This is a genomic window from Planctobacterium sp. R6 (assembly GCF_055755215.1).
This window is the reverse complement of sequence record NZ_JBVTQY010000001.1, coordinates 170669-196506: the sequence shown is the minus strand read 5'-3', so window position 1 is coordinate 196506 and position 25838 is coordinate 170669. Positions and strand designations below refer to the sequence as shown.

The 25838-nt window shown below is 40.6% G+C and carries 25 protein-coding genes; all 25 read right to left on the bottom strand.

The features are described from left to right. Positions 1 to 72: 72 nt before the first annotated feature. A complete protein-coding gene (locus AC0J20_RS00870; protein ID WP_473020246.1) occupies positions 73 to 1614 on the bottom strand; it encodes a TIGR04372 family glycosyltransferase in 1542 nt (513 codons plus the stop codon). 63 nt (positions 1615 to 1677) lie between these two features. Beyond that, the gene (locus AC0J20_RS00865; RefSeq protein ID WP_473020245.1) at positions 1678 to 2331 is read right to left on the bottom strand and encodes a class I SAM-dependent methyltransferase; all 654 of its coding nucleotides are present in this window, start codon (positions 2329 to 2331) and stop codon (positions 1678 to 1680) included. A gap of 295 nt (positions 2332 to 2626) precedes the next feature. Then, a complete protein-coding gene (locus AC0J20_RS00860) occupies positions 2627 to 4015 on the bottom strand; it encodes a hypothetical protein (protein WP_473020244.1) in 1389 nt (462 codons plus the stop codon). Positions 4016 to 4044: 29 nt separating this feature from the next. Next, positions 4045 to 4776 (bottom strand): nucleotidyltransferase family protein, encoded by a 732-nt coding sequence (locus tag AC0J20_RS00855; RefSeq protein WP_473020243.1) that lies wholly within the window; start codon positions 4774 to 4776, stop codon positions 4045 to 4047. Further along, entirely contained in the window at positions 4773 to 6227 is a 1455-nt protein-coding gene (locus AC0J20_RS00850) for a PfkB family carbohydrate kinase (protein WP_473020242.1), read from the bottom strand. Before AC0J20_RS00850 ends, AC0J20_RS00855 begins: the two co-directional genes overlap by 4 nt. 47 nt (positions 6228 to 6274) lie before the next feature. After that, entirely contained in the window at positions 6275 to 7135 is an 861-nt protein-coding gene (locus tag AC0J20_RS00845) for a sugar nucleotide-binding protein (protein ID WP_473020241.1), read from the bottom strand. 166 nt (positions 7136 to 7301) lie between these two features. Continuing rightward, on the bottom strand, positions 7302 to 8291 hold the full coding sequence (locus AC0J20_RS00840) for a phosphotransferase (RefSeq protein WP_473020240.1): 990 nt from the start codon (positions 8289 to 8291) through the stop codon (positions 7302 to 7304). After that, positions 8288 to 8905, bottom strand: coding sequence for an HAD family hydrolase (locus tag AC0J20_RS00835; protein ID WP_473020239.1), 618 nt, complete (start codon positions 8903 to 8905; stop codon positions 8288 to 8290). Before AC0J20_RS00835 ends, AC0J20_RS00840 begins: the two co-directional genes overlap by 4 nt. A 1-nt stretch (position 8906) precedes the next feature. After that, positions 8907 to 9821: a transketolase family protein gene (locus AC0J20_RS00830; RefSeq protein WP_473020238.1), complete on the bottom strand. Its 915-nt coding sequence runs from the start codon at positions 9819 to 9821 to the stop codon at positions 8907 to 8909. Then, complete coding sequence (locus AC0J20_RS00825) at positions 9818 to 10639, bottom strand: transketolase (protein ID WP_473020237.1); 822 nt, start codon at positions 10637 to 10639, stop codon at positions 9818 to 9820. The genes AC0J20_RS00830 and AC0J20_RS00825 overlap by 4 nt, the downstream gene beginning before the upstream one ends. 21 nt (positions 10640 to 10660) lie before the next feature. Further along, positions 10661 to 11413 carry a phytanoyl-CoA dioxygenase family protein gene (locus tag AC0J20_RS00820; protein ID WP_473020236.1) on the bottom strand — a complete coding sequence of 251 codons (753 nt, stop codon included), beginning with the start codon at positions 11411 to 11413 and terminating at the stop codon, positions 10661 to 10663. Continuing rightward, positions 11394 to 12542, bottom strand: a complete 1149-nt coding sequence (locus AC0J20_RS00815; RefSeq protein ID WP_473020235.1) for a DegT/DnrJ/EryC1/StrS family aminotransferase — start codon at positions 12540 to 12542, stop codon at positions 11394 to 11396. Before AC0J20_RS00815 ends, AC0J20_RS00820 begins: the two co-directional genes overlap by 20 nt. Then, complete coding sequence (locus AC0J20_RS00810) at positions 12539 to 13609, bottom strand: Gfo/Idh/MocA family protein (protein ID WP_473020234.1); 1071 nt, start codon at positions 13607 to 13609, stop codon at positions 12539 to 12541. The genes AC0J20_RS00815 and AC0J20_RS00810 overlap by 4 nt, the downstream gene beginning before the upstream one ends. Before the next feature lie 81 nt (positions 13610 to 13690). After that, positions 13691 to 14290, bottom strand: coding sequence for an acyltransferase (locus AC0J20_RS00805; protein WP_473020395.1), 600 nt, complete (start codon positions 14288 to 14290; stop codon positions 13691 to 13693). Positions 14291 to 14361: 71 nt separating this feature from the next. Continuing rightward, complete coding sequence (locus AC0J20_RS00800) at positions 14362 to 15564, bottom strand: glycosyltransferase family protein (RefSeq protein ID WP_473020232.1); 1203 nt, start codon at positions 15562 to 15564, stop codon at positions 14362 to 14364. 8 nt (positions 15565 to 15572) lie between these two features. Beyond that, on the bottom strand, positions 15573 to 16226 hold the full coding sequence (locus AC0J20_RS00795; RefSeq protein WP_473020231.1) for a class I SAM-dependent methyltransferase: 654 nt from the start codon (positions 16224 to 16226) through the stop codon (positions 15573 to 15575). Positions 16227 to 16240: 14 nt separating this feature from the next. Next, positions 16241 to 17236, bottom strand: coding sequence for a GDP-mannose 4,6-dehydratase (locus tag AC0J20_RS00790; RefSeq protein WP_473020230.1), 996 nt, complete (start codon positions 17234 to 17236; stop codon positions 16241 to 16243). Continuing rightward, positions 17233 to 17811, bottom strand: coding sequence for an SIS domain-containing protein (locus tag AC0J20_RS00785; protein WP_473020229.1), 579 nt, complete (start codon positions 17809 to 17811; stop codon positions 17233 to 17235). The genes AC0J20_RS00790 and AC0J20_RS00785 overlap by 4 nt, the downstream gene beginning before the upstream one ends. Beyond that, positions 17808 to 18746 (bottom strand): NAD-dependent epimerase/dehydratase family protein, encoded by a 939-nt coding sequence (locus tag AC0J20_RS00780; RefSeq protein ID WP_473020228.1) that lies wholly within the window; start codon positions 18744 to 18746, stop codon positions 17808 to 17810. Before AC0J20_RS00780 ends, AC0J20_RS00785 begins: the two co-directional genes overlap by 4 nt. Before the next feature lie 25 nt (positions 18747 to 18771). Next, the gene (locus AC0J20_RS00775) at positions 18772 to 19845 is read right to left on the bottom strand and encodes a TylF/MycF/NovP-related O-methyltransferase (protein WP_473020227.1); all 1074 of its coding nucleotides are present in this window, start codon (positions 19843 to 19845) and stop codon (positions 18772 to 18774) included. Further along, on the bottom strand, positions 19845 to 21131 hold the full coding sequence (locus AC0J20_RS00770; protein WP_473020226.1) for a hypothetical protein: 1287 nt from the start codon (positions 21129 to 21131) through the stop codon (positions 19845 to 19847). The genes AC0J20_RS00775 and AC0J20_RS00770 overlap by 1 nt, the downstream gene beginning before the upstream one ends. Before the next feature lie 49 nt (positions 21132 to 21180). Continuing rightward, positions 21181 to 22179 carry a LicD family protein gene (locus AC0J20_RS00765; protein WP_473020225.1) on the bottom strand — a complete coding sequence of 333 codons (999 nt, stop codon included), beginning with the start codon at positions 22177 to 22179 and terminating at the stop codon, positions 21181 to 21183. Continuing rightward, the gene (locus tag AC0J20_RS00760) at positions 22146 to 23213 is read right to left on the bottom strand and encodes an iron-containing alcohol dehydrogenase (RefSeq protein ID WP_473020224.1); all 1068 of its coding nucleotides are present in this window, start codon (positions 23211 to 23213) and stop codon (positions 22146 to 22148) included. Before AC0J20_RS00760 ends, AC0J20_RS00765 begins: the two co-directional genes overlap by 34 nt. A gap of 9 nt (positions 23214 to 23222) precedes the next feature. Further along, complete coding sequence (gene aepY / locus AC0J20_RS00755; RefSeq protein WP_473020223.1) at positions 23223 to 24344, bottom strand: phosphonopyruvate decarboxylase; 1122 nt, start codon at positions 24342 to 24344, stop codon at positions 23223 to 23225. A 36-nt stretch (positions 24345 to 24380) separates the two neighbouring features. Beyond that, on the bottom strand, positions 24381 to 25682 hold the full coding sequence (gene aepX / locus AC0J20_RS00750; protein WP_473020222.1) for a phosphoenolpyruvate mutase: 1302 nt from the start codon (positions 25680 to 25682) through the stop codon (positions 24381 to 24383). Between the last annotated feature and the right edge of the window lie 156 nt (positions 25683 to 25838).

The window sequence follows — 25838 nt, the reverse complement described above, 5'->3', positions numbered from 1 at the left end:
AATAGCAAAGCCCAAACTCCAGATAAAACAGTTATTGTTGTTTTTCAACAACACGACATTAAAACTATCAGCTTAAAACAATCCCGGGTTTTGTCGCATGAAACTTTCCATTACCAAACTGCTGGACTCTTTTAACGGATGACCTTCCTTAAGCTGATTTTTAAACTTTTTCTGTAGAGGTAACATAATTTTACTTAATTTTTTTTTCGTCACCCATTGTTCAAACTCAACTACCCCTTCCAGAATTTCCCTCTCGGTATTGTTTCTGACACTATAGCCCGATTTTTCCAGCTCATTACCATTTAAACAATTTAACAAGGAATCACCACTTTCCAATTCTTGGTGTTCACCATTAATAACCTCCACAAAGTTTAAGGCTCCTTTATCATCAGCTAAGTATACTTTAGGTAAACACATAGAATAACGAAGAGTATATGGAACCAAAGGAACAGCATTAGTAACGAGAAAAGGGGTATCAAAAAGCGCAGCCAGGGCAAATGGTCCACTCGTAGTGCCAATATAAAAAGTACAAATAGCTGCAAGGAAGACATCTAGAAAGCGCGCGTCTTGCTTTGAAAAATGCTCATCGAGGTCAAAATAGTTCTGATGTGTTATGGAGAGCTTTTGGTTACTTACACTGCCCATACGAAACACTATATATTCATTTTTTAATAAGTATTTCACCGCGCTTTCGTAGGTGCGAATATCTGCATCTCGGTAATCGTGATAGCTAAGTCTCTGAGAATTACTGTCCCCCGAAAGCTGATCGATAAACGCCTTATCTCTAACATGCAAGCACACTACTTTACTTTTGGGAGAAAGCCCTTTTTTTGCTAGCAAGTTCCAACCTATTCTCAATTCAGATTCCGATAACGAAACAACTGAGGGGCACAATCCGTATAGTTCTTGTGATTCTCTGTGACGTTCCAAAACCGACAGATTAGAAGCTCCAAAACCTTTTGACCATCCGGAAGAGTCATAAGGTAACTGTTGATAAAATCCAGGATTCAGCAACTCTGGTCTGGAGTGAAATATTTTCAGCCAGAAGGGATTTTGAACAATGTCAATTTCCCTGGACAATAAGTCGAAAGCAAATTTATTGCTGACTTTATCTTCACTATCGCAGAGAAACAAGGTCAATGTCTTTGATAATTTCCCCGACAACGCCAATCTGCGTAGCCACAAGTCAGCTTCCAAAACCATATGCCCCATACGTTCAATTCGCAACACAGACAGTTTTGCGTCAATAAAACCATGTTCCCGTAAAATCGAGCTCAGCATTTTATTGGCTACTTTATTCCCTTTGTCGACACTCAACAAAAAAAGCAATGCAATCACAGCATTTCGCCAGTCACCTTCCTGCCAATAGCCCCGAGCAAGACATTCAAACCCTTGAGGGTCCAGACTAAAATACCAGCAATATTTCCGCAAAAATCCAAGATCGTCCAATGATTGCCCTAAGTTTTGCAATGCTCTTAGCTTATATTGTAATAATTGCGAATTGTTCGGATCTCTTTTTAAAAGAGCGGAGCATTCGTCGAGCAATTTTTGGTAATTGCCTTGCCGGAATAGTATTTCAAATCGCTCTATATAATCTGAAAAAAAGTAACACATATGATTACTAGACCTGGTAACCAGAAATCTGAATGCTGGTTACCACTATTGAAGTGCGCAATCCTACTTTATGCATATTGCCAGTAAATAATGCGCCATTGGATAAAAACCAGTATGAACAACTTCGTCATTCATAGAAAAAAGAAAGACATGCTTAAAATGAGACTCAAGCAAGTATTTAAATTCATTTCCAGATTTGCAATTAACATGGCCGACTTTACTCTGTTCTGAAGCATAAACCTGACTCTCCAGCGAAGGAATACCTATAATGACAACACCATCCTCTGAAACAGAGTTTCTAAGGTTAGATAATACCTGACTCTCAAGTTCGAGTTCAATGTGCTCAAATACATCAAGGCAATAGGCCGCATCATACTTCGAATTAAGGGCTGAATGGGTAATATCGTGCAAAATTGCATTTTTCTGCCACTCGGATTTTGCTTCACTTCTCACCTTTTCAATAAAGTAAGGATCGAAATCACTAACGTTCAACTCGCCGACCTCATGAGCGACTATTTTTGAAGCAAAAGCATCGGCACAACCGATTTCGATTACACGTCCTTTACCCGCTAACATCTTCGCTACGAATTTATATCTAGCCAATACAAAAACCAGACGCTTAGGATCGTCATGCCAAACCTGATTAGTCATAAAACCAAGTTCAGTTGGTTGATGTTCAAAAATCTCTTCGTATTGTGGCTCTTTGGTAAGACTCAAAATAGATACCCTTCAGGTTAATTAACTAACGAATTTGAATAGAAAAGCTCCCTTGCTAACTTCCCTCACTACACCCGTCTAATTTTACACAAGCTATCGGCCTTTCAAAATTTTCCTTTAGTTTAAATCTACTATTGCAGATATATTTGGAAATGTTGTTCATTTGTAAACTCGCTGTGAAACCAAAGCTGGTAGCTTACGTCTGATTAAAATCAACTTTGGTTAAAGGATAACAGATGAAATTTCAAAACTAGTTCAATACTTCTCTATAAACCGATACTTTGTACAAACCTAATTACTGACACAATGGGCTTAAATGTTTTAGAAACGCAGAGCGCCAATCATCACCAAAATAATATTCACGGTTTATTTCAAGTTGCAATTCAGTAGGTAGCTGGAGATCATTAAATAGTTGTTCTGCCATTGGTACAGGATATTGCCAATTGCTGGTTTGCATGAGGTATGTAGGAATCCCCAATTGAGAAGCCTCGAATATGACAGTACTGGGTTCCGAAAGGACTAATGAGGATTTAGACAGATCTTCATATAACGAGCTGTTTATTGAATTCTGACAGAAAAAACAGTTGTCCGGCAACCTGTCGATCCAATATTGCCAGTTTTTACGAATAATGGGGTGTAATCTAAGCTTAAACCGATGCTCAGGAAATCTCTCAGCCAAACCATGTATTATCGGCAATGTTATGTCTGGATTGAAACCTACAATACAAACTAATACATGCTCTTTTGTTCGTTTAAAACCTTTGGTGCTTTCTAAGAAAAATGGATTGCCGACCGCAACTTTGTCTAATTCAGCTTGATATTTATCTAACCAAAACTCCCCCCAAAACAGTACTTTATCAGGTAGATAACTTTGAAACCATTGTGTTACTGGTAAACCTCTGTGGCGATATGCGGGTGTTCCTTCATTGATGGCTCCATGTTGCAATTCCAGAACCGGTATATTCATCTGCTTTAACCAGAAGATGAGACCTGCCCTGTGGCCGTAGGATGCATTATCAATAACCACAAACTTTGGCTTCGTTTTTTCAAGTAATCGAAAGTAAAACTGTTTCCAAAAAGGTAAACGCGTAGCCAATGTTGTTAACTGGTTCTTGATACGTTTCAAAAAATCTGGATTACACAAATCTCCATACACCGATTGTAAATATAAAATCATTTCTTCAATATTACTGGCGTCGAATTGGGAAATCGCAACGTCTTTTGCCTGAAGCCTCGCCAAGTGAAACATTTTTTCATGCCAGAACAGGTTTTCTGTGTGCCTTGAAATCTGGCCTGTCGGTGAATCTTCCACCAGCAAAAAATTATCAACAGTTTCTTCGAAGGGGTACGAATACTTGTTTCTTTTTACTCCGTTAATTTCTGCTGAATTGCTGGCATTGGTAAACACTATAGTCTGAACAGGTACTAAACTATCTACCTCCTCATAAATTTGCTCTATTGTAGTATCTTCCAGGAGGCGTTTACGTTCTGTTGGCGTATTGAGAGGAGGATTAACAAATTTATTGTACTTAAGCTCAAAGACCTGATCACGACAAGTTAATAGTGTGGCAATTCGTATAAACGGCCACATGTGAATTCCATCTGTAGAAAATCGAAACCGCTGCAATTCGGTATGATCTTCCAATTTTAGAAGTTCAAACACAACATCTGTATCTGAATTCATAGCGTCGAACTTCCCATTTCGCAAATTGGTCATTTGTCTTTCCGCCACTTAACTGTGTCTCTGTTTACGACTTTATTGGCCAGGGCCAATTTTTCAGGTGTACCTATATCAATTAAAATATGTCTGTTTATGTATGTGTTAATCTTTCTGATTTGCTGAGGAATAAACTCACCACACAGATCAACAAAGTACTCAGGGGTCTGCACGATAGAGAGCAAAGCTTCCGGGCTCATTATAAACACTGCAGCATTTGCCAATGTTCCATTCCAACCGGATGCAGGCTTCTCTTTGTATGAGTTTAAAACATTATCACCATCAATTTTTACCATACCACAGCTTTCCGGCGTATTGGTATGGAATAGCATCATAGTTAAATCGCATTTTGAAGGTCGATTATTGAAGTAGTTGATAAACTCTGACCAATCGGTGACACAAAGATTATCAGCGTGGGCTAAAATAAAGTTATCATCTTCAAAAAAATCAGCGTTAGCTTTAACAGATCCGAGTGTCCCCAATAACCTTGTTTCATGTGTCAATGTTATATAATCTCGATAAGGTGAGCGTTGCACATGCGATTCTACTTGTTCATTTAAATAATGAGTATTAATAAGAATACTGTCGCAGCAGGCCTGCTCAATTAACTGCTCAATCCAATAATCTAATAGCGGCTTGTCCAATACCGGAGCCAAACACTTAGGAACTTTATCTGTCAATGGCCTGAGTCGGGTTCCGAGTCCCCCAGCTAACAAAAAGGCTTTCACAATGCTTCCAGATGCAGCATTAATTCATCCAAATCAATGGGAGAGTTTCCAACTCGACTGATGTGAATTGATGAAGCTACCATTCCCATCAAACAGGCCTGCCAAAGGTTACAGCCTGACTGCATTAAAAGTGTTGAGCTGATCAGCAATAAGTCTCCAGCTCCAGAAACATCAACAGGGTTTTTATTCAGTGCAGGTAAAGAGTCTAAACGCGGATTATCTGGTTCACTGTTATCCAAAATTAGGGCGCCTTCGGCACCTAATGTAATCACTACATTTTTGGCTGATATCTTATTCGCTAACTCTTCGATAACAACAGCTAGTCCTACGTCGTTGTCCATAATATCTGCTGCCAGACGGGCTTCCATTTCTGTTGGTGTGACTAACTGGGTTCCTTTAAACTTCCCTAAATCACCTCGTTGAGATGAAGTCTGGCTATCTGCCACCATTGCTACACCCTGTTCGTATGCTGCTTTTTGTAAGGCTTCTACTAAACCTGAATGCAACAGGCCATAACTAAAATCTGAAAAAATAACCACATCGTAATCATTGATCTGTGATTCAAAGTTTTTGAGGAGTTGTTTCGATAGGTCCGTTTCAAGTGAATGGCTGCGATAATCATTTACTCGCAGTAATGTCTTTCCTTCGCTTCTATACCTACGCTTGATAGTGGTTGGTCTTGAATCATCTCTAACAATATGACATTGAACCCCTTTGGATTTTAATTCTGATTCCAACCAATCTGCTGATTCGTCCACACCGCTTACGGAAAAGAAGTCTACTGCCGCCCCAAAAGAGCGCGCATGTTGGGCAACTATTGCCGCTCCTCCAATAAATGTATTTTTGTCGGTTGGTGTAACGACTATTGTGGGATCTTCACGAGACAATCCAACGGCGTCGCAGTCCACATATTCATCTAATATAATATCCCCAATTACGGCTACCTTTAGAGATTTAATTTTTTCAATTGCCGGAATGATATCGTTTCGATTTATATTGTGACGGGCCGCAAAGTTAATATAAGAATTGGGGAATTTAAAATCAGCTTTAAAATGACCATTTGGAAGAAAGCTTGAGGAACTACTCTTTGTTTCACCTGAACTGAAAATAATACGACCTCCCCATTCAGAGATAATATCGTATTCTACATTTACCCTGTTTCGGTGCTCCCTCCCCTTTAAAATGATATCTGGTCGTAATTGCTTTAGCGTAAGTTCCAGACTTTCAACCATCAGAACTTCATCGATTAGACTTATTGAGCGCAGCGCCTGTAGGCGTTCATCATCGTCCAGTATATCTGCATCGCTGGACTTCCTTTTTTGTAAACCAACTATCAGTTTCCCACCAAGCTCTGAAGCTCTGCGAAACATTCGGATGTGTCCCGGATGCAATACATTAAAAATACCGGAGACAAATATAACTTCTTGTGTTTTCTTCTTAGTAAATACCATTACCTGATCGTCTCTTTACCGCTTCCCGCCAATAGTACTTGAATTAACTAAAAATCAGGCGATAGCCACTTGGATAGTAACAAGTATTCATCAAATACTTCAGAAAAAGCTTTTGCATTAAACTGATACTGCTTTTCTATGTTATCGACCTTAAGTGAAGTGTATTTAGGCGAGTTCATGTTTTTAGAAACAGCGACAATCAAATCTTCATCCAATCTCAATTTTTGAGCACAATATTTAATCACATGATAATAACTGTGATCTCCTGCACCCGATAACTGGTAAATACCGGGTTTAAAATTACTCAATAAACTTATAAGAAAGCGCGTTGAGTCGACCCCACTCACCGGTGATATTACCATGTCATGAAAGACTTCAACCGGCTGATGTAGCTTTAATTTCCTGATAAACCCGTCGAACAACGCCATATTTGGTTGTAGCACCTTAGTCATACGAATAATGGCGACAGATTTGTTTCCACTCAACACCTGCGCCTCCATCTCGCTTTTACTTCGTCCATAGGCACATCTCGGAAAATGCGGTGTATACTTATCCACATCAGGTTGTTCCCCTGAAAACACCAAATTTGTGGAAAACATGACCCAGTGTCGGACGTTTAACACGTTCATCAAATTAACAGCGGCATCCCGATTAATCCGCATTGCTAATTCAGGAGCTTTTTCACATTCAACTATTCGAGTCATTCCCCCAAAAACAACAGCACAATCAAAATGTTCGTTTATTGTGATTGCAGCTTGCTGTAAATTCGCAAGATCAATGTAAAAATCAGCTCCGATACTTTTACCTGCCGTCTTAACTATAAAACCGTCAAGATCGGAAAGCTGGTTAAGCAACTGAATTGCTAATCGGCTCTCGGGACCGATAATGAGTATCTTTTTTACTTGCAAATCTGTTTCCATTCAATCTATTTAAAGCCAACCAATGCCAACACTCCCCCTTGATTGAGCAACTGTCGCTCCAGGGGGGGTATTGTGTACTTTGCCATTTTAACCCTGAGCAGTCTCACCACAAGGTTGTCCCGTGGATACAGAATTTTAAGTTGTAATGCACGGCTCAAAGCAATTCTCCAGACATTTTAGCAACATATTGCAACCTGTTTTGCGACTTTCTCAATTGTAAAAGCTTGTTCTGTAATCCCACTGTTTGATTAGCAGAGAATGCTCGCCTGCAACCTTCTTGCACTTTAAATTCATTGAGGAAAATTAAACACCACTTTAAATTCGTAACAGGGGCCAACAATTTACAATGTTGAGATATTCCCAGAGGGTTTGAATGGTATGGAAAGGCAAGTTGAATAAATTCGGAAAGATGCTCGTGTGAGAGTACATACCGAGGCTGAGCGAAAAAATCGCAAGTCAACTTTTCGGCACTATCCCAACCAGCATATTCAAAGTCTACAAATCTCAATGAATTGTCTAATAAGGTATTATGAAAGCCAAAGTCTGAAGGGGACAAGATAGCTTCAAAATTTGCTTTATCCGCAGATATAGCGCCACAAAGCTTTTTTAATTTGGTAAATTCAGGAATGACGTTGTTGCGCACAAATTGTTGCATAATGCTGTCAACTTCATCCACAGCGTTTAGTTGCAATAGTGAATCTATCCTTTGGTCAATATCACTAAAAAAGCTCTCTCCACTCATCAATGACCCACGCGCAAACCGAATTGAAGACGTTTTTGATTGACCAGAAGGCGCGTCATTGATCAAACCTATAAACTGAGCACTTTGTCTTATAAGGTCAGAAGTCACTTTTTCCGGAAGCGCGCCTGGTATATGACTCAATATTGCAGCGCCTATCTCTCTATTTGTAGCTATTAATTCCGGTACAAGTTTAATACACTTTTTGTTTAGTAAAGTTAAAAAGCCAACCTCTCTTTCAAACCTTGACAAATCAGCTTTGTGATACTGTTTAACAAAAAATGGGGTTCCATTAACTGATAGCTTGAATGCAGCATTATTTTTCCCAACGGACACTCGTTCCCAGCAAACCCCGGTGGTTCCAGCAAAAACAGTGACCCAGTTGAATAATTCTGCGTCTATCATGAGTTGACTAAAATAATATCCACGATATCTGCCCATTCAGATGCCCTATAAAAGCCATCTTCCAGCTTAACCACCAAATTATTTTCGTCAGGACTAAAATGAATCTTATTCGTTGCCTGTGGAAAACTCTTTGCTGTTAATATTGGCATCAAATCATCGATAAACCAGGCAACATTTAATTCAACTATTTTCGCAATTTTCTTATCTTTTTCTGGACAAAAATAGTAATCACTAAAATAACTACCCAACGCGTTACTTTTAATCCATGAACGCGCAGCTTGGTGAAAATCCAGCTTTTCACCCAGTATAGGATACCGAGTTTTATGGCTAACAACATATAGTTCTAGTCCGATTAGTTTCAGTTTATCCAAAGACTCTTCAAGCCCCTTGTATGGAAGCGCATCAGCTATTGTGCTGCCATAAACAATACCTTGCAAACGGGTCCAAAGCTCCTCTTTTCCTTGGCCCACAAGTATATTTTTTACTGCGCTTTTACTCTTACCAACTGAAATATCTTTAGTTATGTCACCTAGCCACCCCAGCTCCAATGCTGTATTGTAGAAAACACCATCGTAATTTACGATGGTGTTATCAAAATCTATTCCAATTCTCATCCTAATCTAATCGTCTAATAATCTTTTGAAAAATATTCTCTTTGGTTAGACCTATTCTCTCTCGAGCGGCTTCTGCAGAATGCAATTGGTCAATAAATTGATCTGGTATGCCAAAACGCAATAGTTGAACAGATAAATTCCTGAAGTTATACCAATCGCAAACGGCTGCTCCAACCCCCCCAATTATACTGTGTTCTTCAATAGTAACTATTAGCTTACGCTGTTTGATAGAATAAAGGTAATCTTCATCTAATGGTTTGACCGTGTGCATACTAACCAACTCAACGGAGAATCCGATTTCAGTCAACATGCGCTGCACCTGATTGCCAATATGTAATGCAGTTCCTGTACACAACAAAGCTATATCATCTCCCTTACACAAGACGTGAGCCTTACCTATAACAAGATTTGGAACTTCATCGTAATTGAGTGGTTCATTCTTTTTGCCTATGCGTAAATAAGTTGGTAAGGCTACCTTTGTCAATTGGGGCATCAAAACTTCCAACTCCACAGAGTCTGCCGGGCATACCACCTGCATGTTAGGTAAAACTCGCATCAATGCAATATCTTCAAACGAATGATGCGTAGGCCCGAGATTGGCGTAACTTAACCCTGACCCAGTACCAACAATTACAACGGGTTGCTTTGCATAAGCCAAATCAATTTTTATTTGCTCAAAATTTCGTGCAGTTGTAAAAGGTGTTATGGTATAAATGAATGGACGAAACCCCATCAATGCCATGCCGGAAGCCATTGTCGCCATGTTTGCTTCCGCGATTCCTGCATTGATAATTCGCTTACCAGCTACTGTCTTCAATTCATCAAAAAGTCGATTTCCAATGTCAGCATAGAGTAAGCACAAAGTATCATCATTCTGCGCTAATTTGGTTAAGCATTGTGCGAACTTATTTCTCATTCTACAGTCCCAGGTAAAAGATTTAGCTCTTGATTTACTTTGATTAATTCCTCTTCTGTAGGGATTCTGTAATGCCAATTGTTATCAGCTTCCATAAATGAAATACCCGCCCCCTTTATGGTATCTGCAACAATTGCTCTGGGTTTTGAGTCCTCTCTAACCGCCAACGCGTTTGTTAACTCTGAAAGATTGTGACCGTCAACCCGGCTGGTGCACCATCCAAAAGAGGACCACTTTTTCTCCATATCTTCCAACTGCATGATTTCGCAACTCGCTCCAGTACCTTGTAATTTATTGAAGTCTATTATCACTGTCAGATTATCAAGCTGATGTGCAGGAGCAAACAAGGCTGCTTCCCAGTTTGTTCCCTCATTGAGTTCACCATCCCCCACCAAAACATAAAAATGGTTATTCAGCCCCTTGATTTTCGCTGCTTTCGCCATACCTGTCGCCAAGCCAAGAGCATGTCCCAGAGAACCCGATATATTCTCAACTCCAGGAGGAGAATGAATACCGGGATGTTCTTCAAACATACTGCCATTCTTTCCCAGTTCAAATATGTCATTCTTGGCGAAAAAGCCTCGAAAGCCTAGTACGCTATATAGTGCTGCAGCAGCATGGCCCTTACCCAATAAGAACCGGTCCCGTCCTGGCCATTTTGGCTCTCCCGGGTTGATACGCATAATTTCGAAAAATAATGCGTACAGAATTTCAACGCATGAAAGCGAACAGGCCAGATGTGGTACTTTGTTTCGTAACGAAACCTCAACTAACTGACTTCTAATCTGATTAATAATATATTGTTTAGAATCTACCATTTTAATCCTCCTTAATTTGACTCAAGGAGTCTTTTTAATTAGTAATGTGAATTCCAGACTGACTCTTGACTTATCACTTCTATTTGGCATCCCTCCATGCAACAGTGAGTCATGAAATAAAATAAAATCACCGGCATTAAGCGATAAATTGACTAAATCAAGCTGCTCCTCGCTCAGGTCCAGAACAGGTTTGGTCTTGTTACCTTTAATTTCTCCATGATATGGCCAGTCGTTTCGCTTCTGGGAACCTGGAACGACTCTGAGTCCACTTGCTCCTGAAACTGTATATAAAGCAATCCAGATTTTTAATCTGTAACAATTCGCAGGGGTTTCACCGTGCCCTAAGTCCCAAAACCACCGATCTGCATGCACAGGGCCAACATCCGAGCTTCCTGGTCGCACTAAACGCCAATAAATATTTGGTCTTAACAGTTTTTCTTCATCGGAGATATGGACTGTTCCTAATTGGCAAAAAAGGTCCGATATAGTCTGCAATTCCAGCGTAGTTTTTGCAAACTGAGCAGGAAAGATGCGATGTTTTTTTTCCCAAACATCAGCGTGATTAAAGTGCTCACACTGGTATACATTGTGATAGTTATCAATTTCTGATGCACGGTAGGCGTCCAAATATTGTGGTGCTACACGTTCAATAACTTGTAAAAATTGTGAAGTAACTAAACTTCTTAAAATAGTTAACTCTTCTTGTGCAAGCCTTCCGACAGAATAACCGGCGCCTTGATTGATCTCAGTTAATCTATGCGTTATGTCTAACATCTACTTTCTCGTATTCAGAAAATTTTAGCTTTAGGTTTGACTCAACAAATCGCTTGATAGTATCAACAACATGTTGCTTGTCAGATTTACTCAGGTATTGATGAACGGGTATGCTCAACATAGTGTCGGCAAACAATTTGCTATTAGGTGTTGAGCTTTCGAAGTGTGCAAATGGTGGATATTGGGTGATTATGCGAGGGTAATGAACCCCAGTCTCTATGCCATGTTGCGCCATAAATTGTTGGCACTTTTGCCTTTGGGATAACCGCACCACAAACTGATGAAAAACGCCTGTCGCATCTGGTGACAGTGTCAATACTTCAATTCCATCCAAGCCAGAAAGCGCTTCAAAATAAAAATCAGCATTAGCTTGCCTGGTCTGATTCCACGATTCCAGATGGGGTAGTTTAACATTCAAAATAGCCGCTTGGAGTGTATCTAAACGACTGTTTCGTCCTAACATTTTATGATCAAACTTGCTATCTCTGCCATGATTGGCGATCATCTTACTGCGCTCAAATAATTTTTCATTATTAGTGCAAATAGCCCCGCCATCCCCCATTGCTCCAAGGTTTTTTCCCGGAAAAAAACTAAAGGTTGAGATATCCCCGATACTGCCAACCGATTGTTTTTTCCATCTTGCACCGTGTGCCTGAGCAGCATCCTCAATCACCTTCAAACCAAATTTTTTGGCAAGTGTCATAACTCTGCACATGTCTACCGGGTTTCCGAATAGATGAACAACTATAATGGCACGTGTATTTGTGTTAATTACACTTTCTAATTGTTCGATGCAAAGCCCATGAGAGTTAATATCGCAATCTATAAAAACCGGAATGTGACCGGTATTTACAATAGCCTCAGCACTTGCAACAAAGGAATTTGCCGGTACAATGATCTCCGAACCTAATGGCAAATCTAAAGACGCAATAGCAATTTCCAAAGCATCCGTGCCATTACCAACACCAAGACAGTATTCAGTCTGGCAATATTTAGCGAAATTCCTCTCAAAATCGACAACTGGATCACCACCTACAAATCTAGAATTGTCTATCACTGTATATATCGCATCTTGAATTTGTGTAAACAACTGTGAGTGCTGAGCATTAAGATTCGCCAGTTTTATCATCCACTTTCTCCCAACCGACATTTTTGCGGGGAAAACCTCAACCTTATCTCTTTCCCAGTCTCAATTGACTCGTAGAGCGCATTGATCAATTCCAGACTTTTTCTACCCTGTAAACCATCTACCAACGCTGGCTTTCCTTCCCTGATTGTCGACAACACGCTTTCATAATATGCCTTGTGACCAAAACCATATACGTTAGGAGGATTCTCAGAAAACTCCGATATAGTCTCGTCGCCTTCCATAGGCTCAATGAAACTCCATGTTTTCATTTCGTTTACTGCAAATCCCCCAATTTCTACTGTACCCTTTTCACCTAATATAGAAATTGAACCCTCCAGATCTTTGGGCCTGGTGGCAGTAGTAGCTTCGATAATACCCAATGCTCCATTTCTGAATTTTAATGTCGCTACCGCTGTGTCCTCGGTCTCTATATCCACGAGGGCAGTTGTACTTTTTGCAAAAACACTTTCGACTTCCCCCATCATCCATTCCAGCAAATCGATATGATGGCTTGCCTGATTAGTGAGTACACCACCATCTTGTGACCAGGTCCCTCGCCAATCATCCATGTCATAGTAGTTTTGTGGACGACACCACCTCACTCTCACTGTGCCCAATACCAATTTACCAAAGCGTCCAGTCGTTAATGCTTCTTTTAATTTGGCCACGGGCATGTTAAAGCGATTTTGTTTGACTACAAACAATCGACATCCGTGATTCGAACATGCCATCATCATTTGATCCGCATCACAAAGTCGCAATGCCATAGGCTTTTCAACAATAATATCTTTTCCGTAAGGAGCCAGATCTATCGTATGTTTTGCATGCAAACCACTAGGAGTTAAAATGACTACAACGTCCGGCTGCCTTTCTCGCATAAGTTCGTGATAATCTGTAAATGCAGGCACATGGTACTGTGTTGCAATGGCATTAGATTTGTAACTGTCTAAATCACAAACGCTATCAAGGCACATTCCTGTTATGTGCCCTCTGCCAAGTAATTCAGCATGTTTTTTACTGATTCGGCCACATCCGATCAGAGCAACTCTTACAATTTTAGTGTTCAATCGAAAACTCCGATTCTTCTTTTTATTATTAGATCGGCAAAAATTGAATAAGATTTAAATATTTGTCGCCGATTTCAGGATTTATTCCACTAATGTACTCATTTCATTTTCAGGAAATAGCCGATTTCCTCTTAAAATGTAACGCTCTCCATTAATTGGACAGCTTGCCTTACCTTTACCCGAAATAGGTAAATCCAGCACTCCTCCAGCTTTGCTTATCCATCCGGACTGTCGCGCCGGCACACCGGTAAAGACAGCATAAGGTGGTACGTCCTTTGTAATGACGGCCCCAGCACCAACAAAACTATATTCACCAAGTTCAACACCACAAACGATCGTACAATTAGCCCCCAGCGTACTCCCCTTTCGCACCAGTGTGGTTTTAAATTCAGTTTTCCGCTCGATAAATGCCCGGGGATTTATGACATTTGTAAAAACAACGCTGGGACCACAAAAAACATCATCTTCGAGAATGACATTGTCGTAGACAGAAACGTTGTTTTGAATCTTAACACCATTGCCGATTTTGGTATTGCTACCCACATAAGTCCCCTGACCCAGGATACAATTTTCACCAACCTCAGCTCCGTCACAAACATGTGAGAAGAACCAGATTTTTGTACCCTTGCCAATTTTAGCGCCACTATCAACCCAGGCTGATTCGTGACACTGATAATGCATACTCAATTTGCTTCACCTAATGAAAAGTGCGTTGAACTTCTAATTTTCGCCAACAGGGATTTATTGAATATCTACAACATCTTGAGTTGTTGTGAAATTACTTCATGAACCTGTTCGTATCTTTTTTCCGCAGTGTGCTCTTTCAGCGTTTTTTGTTGGCCGCGACTAGCTATCTCTTCCCTAACAGTGGGATTACTTTCAAGGTATCGGTACTTTTCAATACACTCATCAACACTATTATAGGTTACCAATTCGTTGTCGGGTTCATACAAATCTCTGAGATTGTCACCACTGTCAGTTAATAGGCAGGTCCCAACACCCGGAGCCTGAAACAACCGAATAGCGCCTACTTCATTGTGCACAGCATTAGTATGGCGGTGTAAAGTTACCTCTGAATCTTTTAATAACTGGTAAAATGGCAACCCATAAAGTGGTTTATTTATTTGTGCTGCGTCGACAAACATGGATAAGGGTGCAAATGGTGCTGGATATTCTTGCCAATTTTGATCATATAGATCATAAAAACGCTCTTTTAAAGGACGTTTTTGAAATGGGTTTTCTCGCAACGCTCCCATATCAACCCCTCTTTCATCTAACCACATTTCTAATGGGCTATGGCAAGATAATTTCAGAAGCTCCCAGTATCGAGACATATGTCCAGCTCCATACCCGTATCCGGAAGATCCTGCGAACGTAAACCTGTGCCGTGAATAACCAGAACTGAGGAGGTCATTTACCCTTGGGTCGAAAAAATGGTATAGCAAATACGCAGATAGCCCTGCATTTCGAAAACTTTGATATATAGAAGGCGTGGCACAAAACACCAGAGTTTTTTTACTTACCACATCCAACCCACCAGGATATCCGGTATGAACGGCTACTAGTTTAATTTCTGGAAGGTCTATAGCCAGTCGCTCAATGTCAACTGCGGTTATATTGGTTATACCTTGTAAAAAAACTACGTCTGGCTTTAATTGTTTCAGTTGCTCGGCAATAATTTTGAATTGCCAACGCTCATTGGGTGCTATTTTCACTCCATTTTCAATTGCCCATGTTTTTTGCAATGATTCAAGGTCACTAATGATCTCTACGCTTTCATTGCCCAACTTATCCATTTCAATGCTGAAACTGTTGGAGTAGTTAAAGTGGTAACTGTGTATTTTGGCTAGTTTTTCCTGATAATTGAGTGCGGAAAGCTCAGGATCCTGATCTAAACGCTTTTTCAACACCGGATTAACTAACGGGCTGATTCTGGCTATGCGATAATTTTTCATTGAGCACCTTAGGGGATAAACCAGTAGTAGCCCCCGGTATATCCATTCTCTTTAAAGAACTGCTTCCATTCATCAACATGGAGTATGGTTTTGGCAGTCAACGCCCATTGCATCATCTTTTCTTTCTCAATATCATTACGATAAGCGTCAACGGTAATAAACGACCGTCCTTTGGAAACGCGTTCTATTTCTCTGAGTGCCTGTCCGCACTCATCACGTTCCAGGTTGTGGATTGTATTAATGCTAACTACTGCATCAAAATAATTATCTTCAAACGGTAACGCTTTCGCGTCACCAACTCGCAAAAATGGCTTAACTTCCGCTTTCGCATGCTCAATGGCATATTCTGAAATATCAATCCCAGTAACACGTATCCCGGGAATATGTTCTCGTAAATCATGTAACATAAACCCTTTTGCGCAACCAATATCTAAAAGTCGACTTTGTGCGGTAAGATTAAAATACGCTACAAGATCAGGAACTACAGGCTTCCAGAAACGAGGATGGTAGCTAAATCCACCATATCCGTAGAGCCTGTCACCATCAAAAAAATCCTTTCCGTACTGACGCGCAATTGCTTTGACTTCTTCAGACATAATCTCGCTGCGGCCTTTGGTATCGCGCTTACTCTTTGGATAATTTTTTAGTAAATCGATTTCCATAAACTCCGACACTCTTAGGGTTTGTGAACATAACTTAATGGCTGCAGTTTTAAATCAGAAACATTGGCCTTCGCCCACTCAACAGTGCGCGCTAAGCCCTCATTTAGTGAGATTCGATCATACCACCCTAATTCTGATCGTAATTTGGTTGAATCCAGTCGATACGCAGAATCTTTCCCAGGCCTGTCCTCGGTAATCTCACATACCTGCTCAAAATCCACATTCAGACGTTCACACACTCTGGCCACCAAATCACGGATACTAATCATCTCGTTGGTGGAAATATGATAGCAATCCCCAATGGAACCTTCGCATGCTATTGCCAGGGTTGCAGCAGAGACATCATCAATATGAATAAACGAGCGAACAGAATGACCACCACCGTGTAGAGGCAACTTTTGACCAGCCAGAATGGACATGATGGTTTTGGGAATAATGCGGTAAAGCTGTTGTCCTTCCCCGAAAACATTCGCAGCTCTGGTAGACACAACAGGAAAACGATGCACATCAAAGAAAGTCTTGAGACTCATGTCGGCAGCAGCCCTTGAAACTGCATAGGGTGTACTAGGATTGTATGGCTGCGCTTCTGTTACAAAGCCTTCACAATTTCCGTAAACTTCCGGTGTAGTAATATGGATATAACGTTCAAGATAATCCTTGTGGCGTAACATATTGTGCAATTTTATGGTAGCTACTGCATTGGTTTGAAACCAATGCTCAGGGTACTCCCAGCTCTGGCCAACCATACTTTGAGCAGCGAAATTAAAAACATGTCCACACTGAACTTTGTCAAAAACTGCTTCTATTTCAGCCAAATTATGATTGATATCCAGTTGATAGAATTGCAAATTAGCCGCCTTTTCACTCCAACTATACGGCAGCAATGGCCTTATAGGTTCTCTTGAGCGGCTTATTGCAATAACCTGATAATCATTGTCCAATAAATATTTACAGAAACTAGCGCCAGAAAAGGAATTACTGCCAATTACGCATGCTGTATTGTTTGTCATTGCTTCCGGCCCTTTTTGCAGTCTAGCTTTTCGTTTAAGTATTGCATAAGCATATGCCCAACAATTAACTGCGTATCTTCTGATATTTGCATATCATCGACTTCAAAATGAATCACTATGTTTGCCAGTTCCTTGGCCTTTCCACCTGAAAAGCCCAATAGTGCAACTGAAGTTACTCCCAAATCATTTGCTTCAGCCAGTGCATTAACAATATTGGGTGAATTACCACTTCCAGACAGAACGATTAACACGTCGTCGCGTTGAGCCTTTACCTTGAGCTGATGTGAGAATATATTTTCGTAACCGATATCATTGCCCAGGCAGGTTATCACTGCACTATTCGATGGCAAAGCTTCAACTTGCAGGGCCTTTCCATCGGGTGAGATTCCATATAAAAAGTCATTGGCCAAATGCATTGCATTCCCCGCACTGCCCCCATTACCGCACAAAAAAACCTTTTTACCGCTAACAACGGAGTTAAATAACACTTCTGCTAGATGCTCTACAGGTTCCCAATCAAAAGACTTCAAAACAGAGTTTAACTGCTCAATATATTTATTAATATGCTGTTTCATGCCAGATTATTTTCCTGCATCCACCTCAGGTTATGAAACCTGCTCTCATTTGCTAATTTGCCATCATTCCAGGCTGCAATAATCTCTTCAATTGCGATTTTGACACTCTTTTTAGGTTTAAAGCCAGTTGCTAACAGCTTATCTGAGTTTATTCGATAGGATCTGGGATCATTAGAAGGAGTGACAATTATTTCAGCATCGACGTAATCATTAACATGCTTAGCAATATCGAGAATCGAAATATTTTCAAATCCAGCATTAAAAATGCCTGTTACCTGTGGATTTTCCAATAGAAAAACATACAAGTCCGTGATGTCATCGATATGAATATTGGGACGTGTTTGATTGCCGCCAAAAACGGTTATCTTTTTATTTTCCAGTGCTTGTACCGCCAGCATATTTACTGAAACATCAAGCCGCATTCGTGGAGAGAGACCACAAACTGTGGCCGGGCGAACTACTTGTACCACCATATCTGAAGCATAACTAAGTAGTACCCGTTCCGATACCATTTTGGTTTTATTGTACTCAGAGATAGGTTCAAGAGTAAGGTCTTCAGTTACCTGATCCTCATCCTTTATGCCATAAACGCTGCCGGAAGATGCATATATAAAATGTTTGACACCTTCGCGCTTGGCACGGTCAGCAAGTTGCATTGTTGCAAGCGCACTCACTTCCCAGGTAAGTTTTGGGTTAAGGTCTCCGCATGGATCATTAGCAATTGAAGCCAAGTGTATGATCGCATCAACGCCAGTTAAATTAATATTGTTGGTAGCACGAACATCTTGCTTTAATACTCTTAAATTTGCATGTTGTGGCAAAAAATTCCCAAACCATTGAGTATCCAAAGCAATAACGTCATGACCACTTTGTAACAATTTAGGGACCAATACTGTCCCTTTATATCCACATGCGCCTGTTACCAATATTCTCATAATGTCATCTCAATTTGTACCTTAGTCATTTTTTGTTATAGCTGTGAATAATCATTCGATGCCCAACGCATGCGTACATTCCCAAATCGGTATAGTCAACATCAAATTCTTCGCAGAGGGCTAACCACGCTCGTCGCTCAGCATAAGCTTTACTGGCTTTGTTGCAATACCAATTATCAAAAAGTAACATTGCTCCTTCGGACAAGTGTTGATAGCTGAAAAGGTGATGCAATACATCAAAAGTAGACTCGTATAAGTCACAATCCAAATGTACAAATGCGAACTTTTTTTCTGAATTTATTTGCGTTAGGGTATCTTTGAACCACCCCTCATAAACCGAAACTCTTTCCTTCACCAGATACCGATGTATCAAAGATTTAAGTTCATTCGCGCTAAGCCCCTTTGCAGTGCCTGCCCCCCATATCCCTGATGCAACGTGAGGTGAATCGGTATCTTCTGGCAGGCTAGCTTCTGGAAAACCTTCAAAACTATCAAACAAACACAACTTACGAGGAGAAATTTTGTGAGCAGCTTCATGCTTTGCCAAAGTTTTTGTGTACTTATCAATAGCAAAAGCTATCAGAGATGCGGTATAACCAGAGCAAGTTCCAAATTCAGCGAAATCCCCCTGAACAGAAGAAATAAAGCAATAGCTGATGCTCTTCACCAAATCTTTATATACATCAGGGTGGACAATATCGCTGCTCAATGATTGTTCAATGTCTTCTATTTGCAGCTTCCATGGTAGAAAGTAGTATCTGCCCTCAGAAATTTGTTCGAATTGAGTTAACGGGATAACTTCCAGAGAACGTGGCATAACAACATGAATCACCTCTTTGGAAATCCCAAGTTGCAGGCAATTTTTAACTATTTCATCAATCCATGTTGAGCAAATGTACAATTTTTTGCATGGTACTTTATTAAGGCTACCAGGTTCTAATATAGGCTTTCCAAATTTTTCGCCCCTCAAATTCGAATCGATAAAACGTGCTACCTGACTTTTGAAAGGAAATACTTGCCAAAACCGGTCACACAAATCCCCGGTCCCCCATATAATCAAATCAGGTATTTTCGTTGGTTCATTTTGATTAATCGTCATTATTCTGCCCGTTCATCGCGTCCTACAAAGTCAAGGAAATGATGTTTAATCACTGCAAATTCATCGTCTTGCCAAACAAACTTTTGTCTTGAAGTAGCTCCGGGAAAATCACCCCCTAGGGTAAAACCTCTGTCTATAAACGATTGACTAGAAGAGTGTGGATATTGTTCGACCACTTGTTTGTACATAATATATGCACAGTTTTTTGATAAAGCACAAAGATGAATAGGCCCATTGTTAACTCCCAAATTGAGGTAACTCATTTCGTAGAGAGCCATGCGCAACTCCACATTAAATGCAGCGACATCAAAACAAAGGTACTGCCCAAACTCGTCAACTGTGGAGGCAAAAGCATTTTCTGTATCAGGGATCACAATAGGCAGAAACTGTTCTTTATCTAACCATTTTAGGAATGTCAGCCACTCCTTTTTATTGCTATTGCGAAGCGGTTTACTAATTGAATCTCGCAAGGAAATAGTAACAACCTTTTTATTTCCAGGGTTTACTCTGCGAAAGAGTTGACCTATGAAGTTGCAAGCCTCCTGATTCGCTTTTAGATGCGCGATTTCTTCTCCGCTTTCCACTCGGCAAAACAACTGGTCAAATTCATATTCAATTACTGGACAGGATTCAGTGTAGTATTCTGGGTATGTCTGCTTTCCATGAATTAATTTACTAACCTCCCCTCGTGAAGCCGTTTTGCTGCTCCCTTTGCACGAAGGTAACAAAGCGCAACATTGCATCAAAATATGATTAATACGCCATTGATGCTCTGCTATATTTTGCAGTCCCAGTCTCGATTTATTAAACTCGTTATTACTGGCGTTAACAATTACAACATGTATGGCTGAAAGACCTCGCTTTAATCTTTCGCATTCAGCGAGACACAAAAATCCGATAATATCATAAGTAGCTCTTGCCACGTTCATATCGTAAACTGCATACAATATCTCATCTTCAGGTACGAACTGATGAGACATATAGAAATCAGGATGCTCCCAAGTCAAAACGCGATTTTTATGATGTTGAAACCAATGGATTTTTTCGTTATTGATGCCAATTCGATTCAAACGCTGCGCAATCTCATGAATTGCCCAAGATGCCACAATGACTATATCAAAATCACAATCTGTAATTGCTTCTGTGGAAATATTTTTTATTCCTTCAAAGCTACTGCTTTTTGGGGAATCAGTTGCCGCAGCCAATACTTGATAGCCTGTCAAACCCGATGTTAAAAAACCTCGAGCTGATGCACCATTACCATATAAAATCACTTTTTGAATCAAAGTCTCACCATTACTTTACGGATGTATTGTCTAGCCTTTTACACAATGATTAAGTAAAACTGCAGGCACTTTTTATCATGCCAATATCCCAGTCTTTTTTCGGTTTTTTCCAATCCCCATAATAACGTTCCAAATAAAGTTCAGGTGATGCAGGCACTTTCATGTTGACGCCGTTAAACTTCTTCACCTCGGTAGACACAAAATGTTCTATCGGCATACTAATGCCTCTGGAAGCCAATGCATAATCAGCAACTTTCCCGTTTGGATACTTAACAAACAAATCGACCATAGGAAATAAAACGTTCTCTTGCTCGCAACTGAGTTTCAGACTGCGAAGATAACCAGACTTAATGACACCATATTCAGTGTTACTGAATACTTTGGTTAGCGTCCAATATTTGTCTGTTAGTTGCTTCAAACTATCCAAATTTGCCTGTAATAACTCAGTCACTTTCTCTACCTCTGACAGAGGAATCCCGATATCGAGGTCATCATCCCAAGGGATCAACGCCCCGTCTCGTATCACCCCTAACAACGTTCCTGCATCCAAAAAGTAGTGAATTTGGGCTGTATTAAATGTACTACACAGCCATCGCAATAATTTAGTGGCAGCTCTTGTTGAGTCGTTACTTTGTCCAATTTGCATTGGCCGGGTCATATAACTAGGCAATGACTTAACTCTTGACTTTGGGATATGAAATTCATCTATGAGTTGTTGCTGTATGCTTTCGATATATTCACTTGCAATAAAGATCAGATGAAAATCAATATTTTTAAGAACATCAGGTGAATAAACCGTAAGCCCTTCTATTGTTTGCCCATGTTTAGTCTCGTCATTGTCAACAAACCCCAAAATGTGATGCAATTCTTTGAGTTTTGTAAATGCACACAAACCTGACTGACCTGCTCCGAAAATCAGGACACCTCTGTGTTCATGTACTTTGCAAGGTTTATTTTCTAACAATTTTTTCTCAATAGTATATTTGAAACTTCGGCAAACAAGATTTACTCGGTTCAGCCACTTTTCAACGCGATATTTTTTGCCCATTTAGAATCCACAGACGCGATAAAGTTTTCACATCTGCTCGGCTCCAGATAAAACCTGTTGTCAACAAAAATGTCTTGCCAATTTTGGTATCGCGCCATTTCATCAGATAGACGCAAGCTCGAAAGCAACTTTACAAGCTTATCGGCCAGGTCAACTGGAATCTTTAATCTTGCAGGCCCGACATCTTCAATGATGGCTTTAATAGTAAAGCTGCATGCCAACCCATGTGGAATTTCGTAATGTATTGTTAAAGGGTAAGATATTGCGTGAGCAATAGCCGTTTTTGTAATATTTATCGCGGCACCTGCCTTAAAAGCAGCCCATTGAACTTGTTTCCAGGCTTCCCGGTCGTTCGCGTTCTGGAGTACTTTTGGAACACCATCAATTAAAGCTGTTAACGCTTGAATTGCTAGTTGTTCACTCAACTTATCGCGATTTACATTCCAAAGCGATTCCACAGCATGTGATATAGCATCAAGAGCCGAATAGAGAACTACATCAGGAGGTAAAGAAAACAGAAGTCCAGGCTCAAAAATAACAAGATCTGGTTTTGCACAATTAATCGAGTGTTTCTTCCCTTTTTTAAGATCCCAAATTGTAGCAAATGCGGTTACTTCTGCCCCAGTTCCTGCCGTTGTTGGAATGACTAATAGTTTAGTATTGCTCCTGGGTAACGCCAATTGCTGAGTCATCACTTCTTCGAATGTAAAATGTGGCGAAGCCAATAGTCCTGTTAAAATTTTACTCACATCAATAACACTGCCGCCCCCCAAGCCGATGACATTGGCAACGTTACCCCCTTTGAGTTTCTCAAACCAATTGTTTATTTGTTCTAATTGAGGGTGTGAACTGACATCGTCCAATAGATGTACCCGATCAGCGACACCTTCAAGAATATTTGGTGTTACTCCTCGTCGAGTAAACCCAGGACTTGTAATCAGTAGGGTTTCCCCCGGTAACAAGTTTTCTTTTAGTGTAGTGTTAATATCATTACTTTCAGTAACATTCGGGTTATGTAGATTGGATGCATACATTTTGTAGTTTTATTCTTGCAATGCAAACTCTAGGAACGAATTGGCATTTTCTAAAGGTGATTGTTTTGGTCTTCCCAGGTCTTTTCTGGAGCCTACCCGGACTACTACCTCAACAAACCAAGGGCCATCATTGAATCTGGTATTTTTCCAAAAACAGTCCAACTTCGCTTCTGATTCTAACTTAACATATTGCTTATAACCACTAGCAAGTACCAGAGATTTGACATCAACACTAGCAATACAAGTGGGTTGTCCACCAACCGACTCGTGCGCTTCATTGTTAATCAACACATGCACGAAATTGTGCGGCTGCAGTTTACCAATAATAGCCAACGCTCCCATATGCATCAACAATGCACCATCACCATCCAAACAGAATACTTGTTTTTCTGGTTTTGCCATAGCTACGCTGGCAGCAATGCTAGAGGCGTGCCCCATAGCTCCAACAGTCAAAAACGCAGTACATTCAGCCTTTGTTTGCATTTGAAGCTCGTATAACTCCCTGGAGGTTTTGCCTGTTGTAGCTATCACCAAATCTTCATTGCGCAAATTTGATTCAATTATGGATAGCGCGACTTCGCGTAACATTAAGTCACCAGTTAGTTCCTTTTTAATTGCAGTTTCGGAAAATGTGTCCTTACGTACTAAAACTGCTACTGGCTTAGATGCTCTCACCATACTCTCCAATAATCCGGTGCATATTTCTTCGACATTGCTCGATCCATCCAGTACCACATGGGGAATCCCCATTAAATCCAATAAATCAGGTGTTATAGCCCCTTGTTTGATGTGTTGCGGTTCATCATGGACACTTGGCTCACCGCGCCAACCAATGATCAACAACATAGGGATACTACATACTGCCTCACTCACCATAGACAATATGGGGTTTACTGCATTGCCCAATCCCGAATTTTGCATGTATGCTACTGCGGGATCGCCCGTTGCCAGAAAATGTCCCATTGCCATGGCGATAGCATTACCTTCGTTTGCTGTAATGACATGTTGATGGGCATCAAATGCATCATCAATGTAGGCACAAAGATTTTTTAACAGGGAGTCAGGCACACCGGCATAGAAGGATATCCCGTGGGATTGCAGGAACTGACAAAAATTTGCAGGTACTATCACGCTAACATCTCACCTCAGCTTACAACCAAAAGGGCATTACTTGCCGCCAGGAATCAATTCCAATATTTCTTTAATAGGCATCATGACGTCATCGGCTTCCGATGAACGCTGATTTAAAAGGATAGATTTAGCCGTATTGATCATAGCCGGATAAGCACTGCGCAAAAGCTGATTGGCATAGATTACAATATTTACGCCCATTTTCTGCAATTCATGTTCATATACATGGTTATAACTGCTGGGTACAACCACAAGGGTTTTGCGATTTTCTAGCTGATTGTAGCGCCTGCAAAATTCGTAAATTTCATCAGGCTGCTTTTCCCGACTGTGAATCATTACGCCATCGGCACCGGCATCGAGGTATGCTTTCGCCCGTTCCATCGCATCGTCAATTCCCTTGTTTAAAATAAGGCTTTCAATCCTTGCAATTACCATAAAGTCGTCTGTAGCCTGCGCAGATTTACCTACTTTAATCTTGGCGCAAAAACTTTCGATACTATCCTGTGTTTGCGCCACTTCAGTACCAAACAATGAGTTCTTTTTTAGTCCAGTTTTATCTTCAATAATGACTGCCGATACGCCCAGGCGTTCCAGAGTTTTCACAGTGAACTTAAAGTGTTCAGGTTTGCCACCAGTATCACCATCGTAAAGAATGGGCTTGGTGGTAACTTCAATCACTTCATTTAAGGTAGACATACGAGAAGACACATCGACAGCTTCGATGTCTGGCTTACCTTTAGCAGTGGAATCTGTCAGACTACTGCCCCACATACCGTCGAACTCCACAGGCATATCGTCTCTGATAACTTTAGTATTCTCAATGATCAGCCCAGACAGGGCGTTATGAATATCTAAAAAACGTAACAGCGGCTTAGCCGATAAGAGTCTGCGCAAAGACTTGAGGCGTATCTCAGGTGTCACCCCTATTTCTTTCATGGCATTGTGGAATTGAGTAGAAGAAACGCCTTTTGTGTAGGGCACTTCAACCAACTCGCCCCCCCACTGAGCCAGACAATCGATTACATTTTGGCGTGTCTTCTTTTGAACACCTCTTTGCCAGTCATCACCATGTACAACATAATCAGGCTTCAATTCTTCCAGGTTAGGCACATAATCAAGCGTTTTCTGTGGTATGACGAAATCTACACCTTTAATATTTTCAATTACGATTTTGCGCTGCTCAAATGTCATAAATGGCAAACGTTTATAACTGGCGATCGCTGCATCCGTTAGTAACCCAACCGTCACTTCCCCTAGCTCTGCGGCTTTGGCAATCACATTTAAATGCCCTGGATGCACCAGATCAGCGCTCATCCCTACATATACTGTTTTACTCATAAAGGTTTAATTCTCTGGCTAATATTTGTTTTATATCTTTACATTGCACTATCATATTTTGCGTGCGAACTTAAGGCCGTCTCATTTTCTATTACTTAGCGTTTCTTTTTCCCTGGAATCGCGCGAAAATTAATGTGAACCACAAAATTGAAGGAC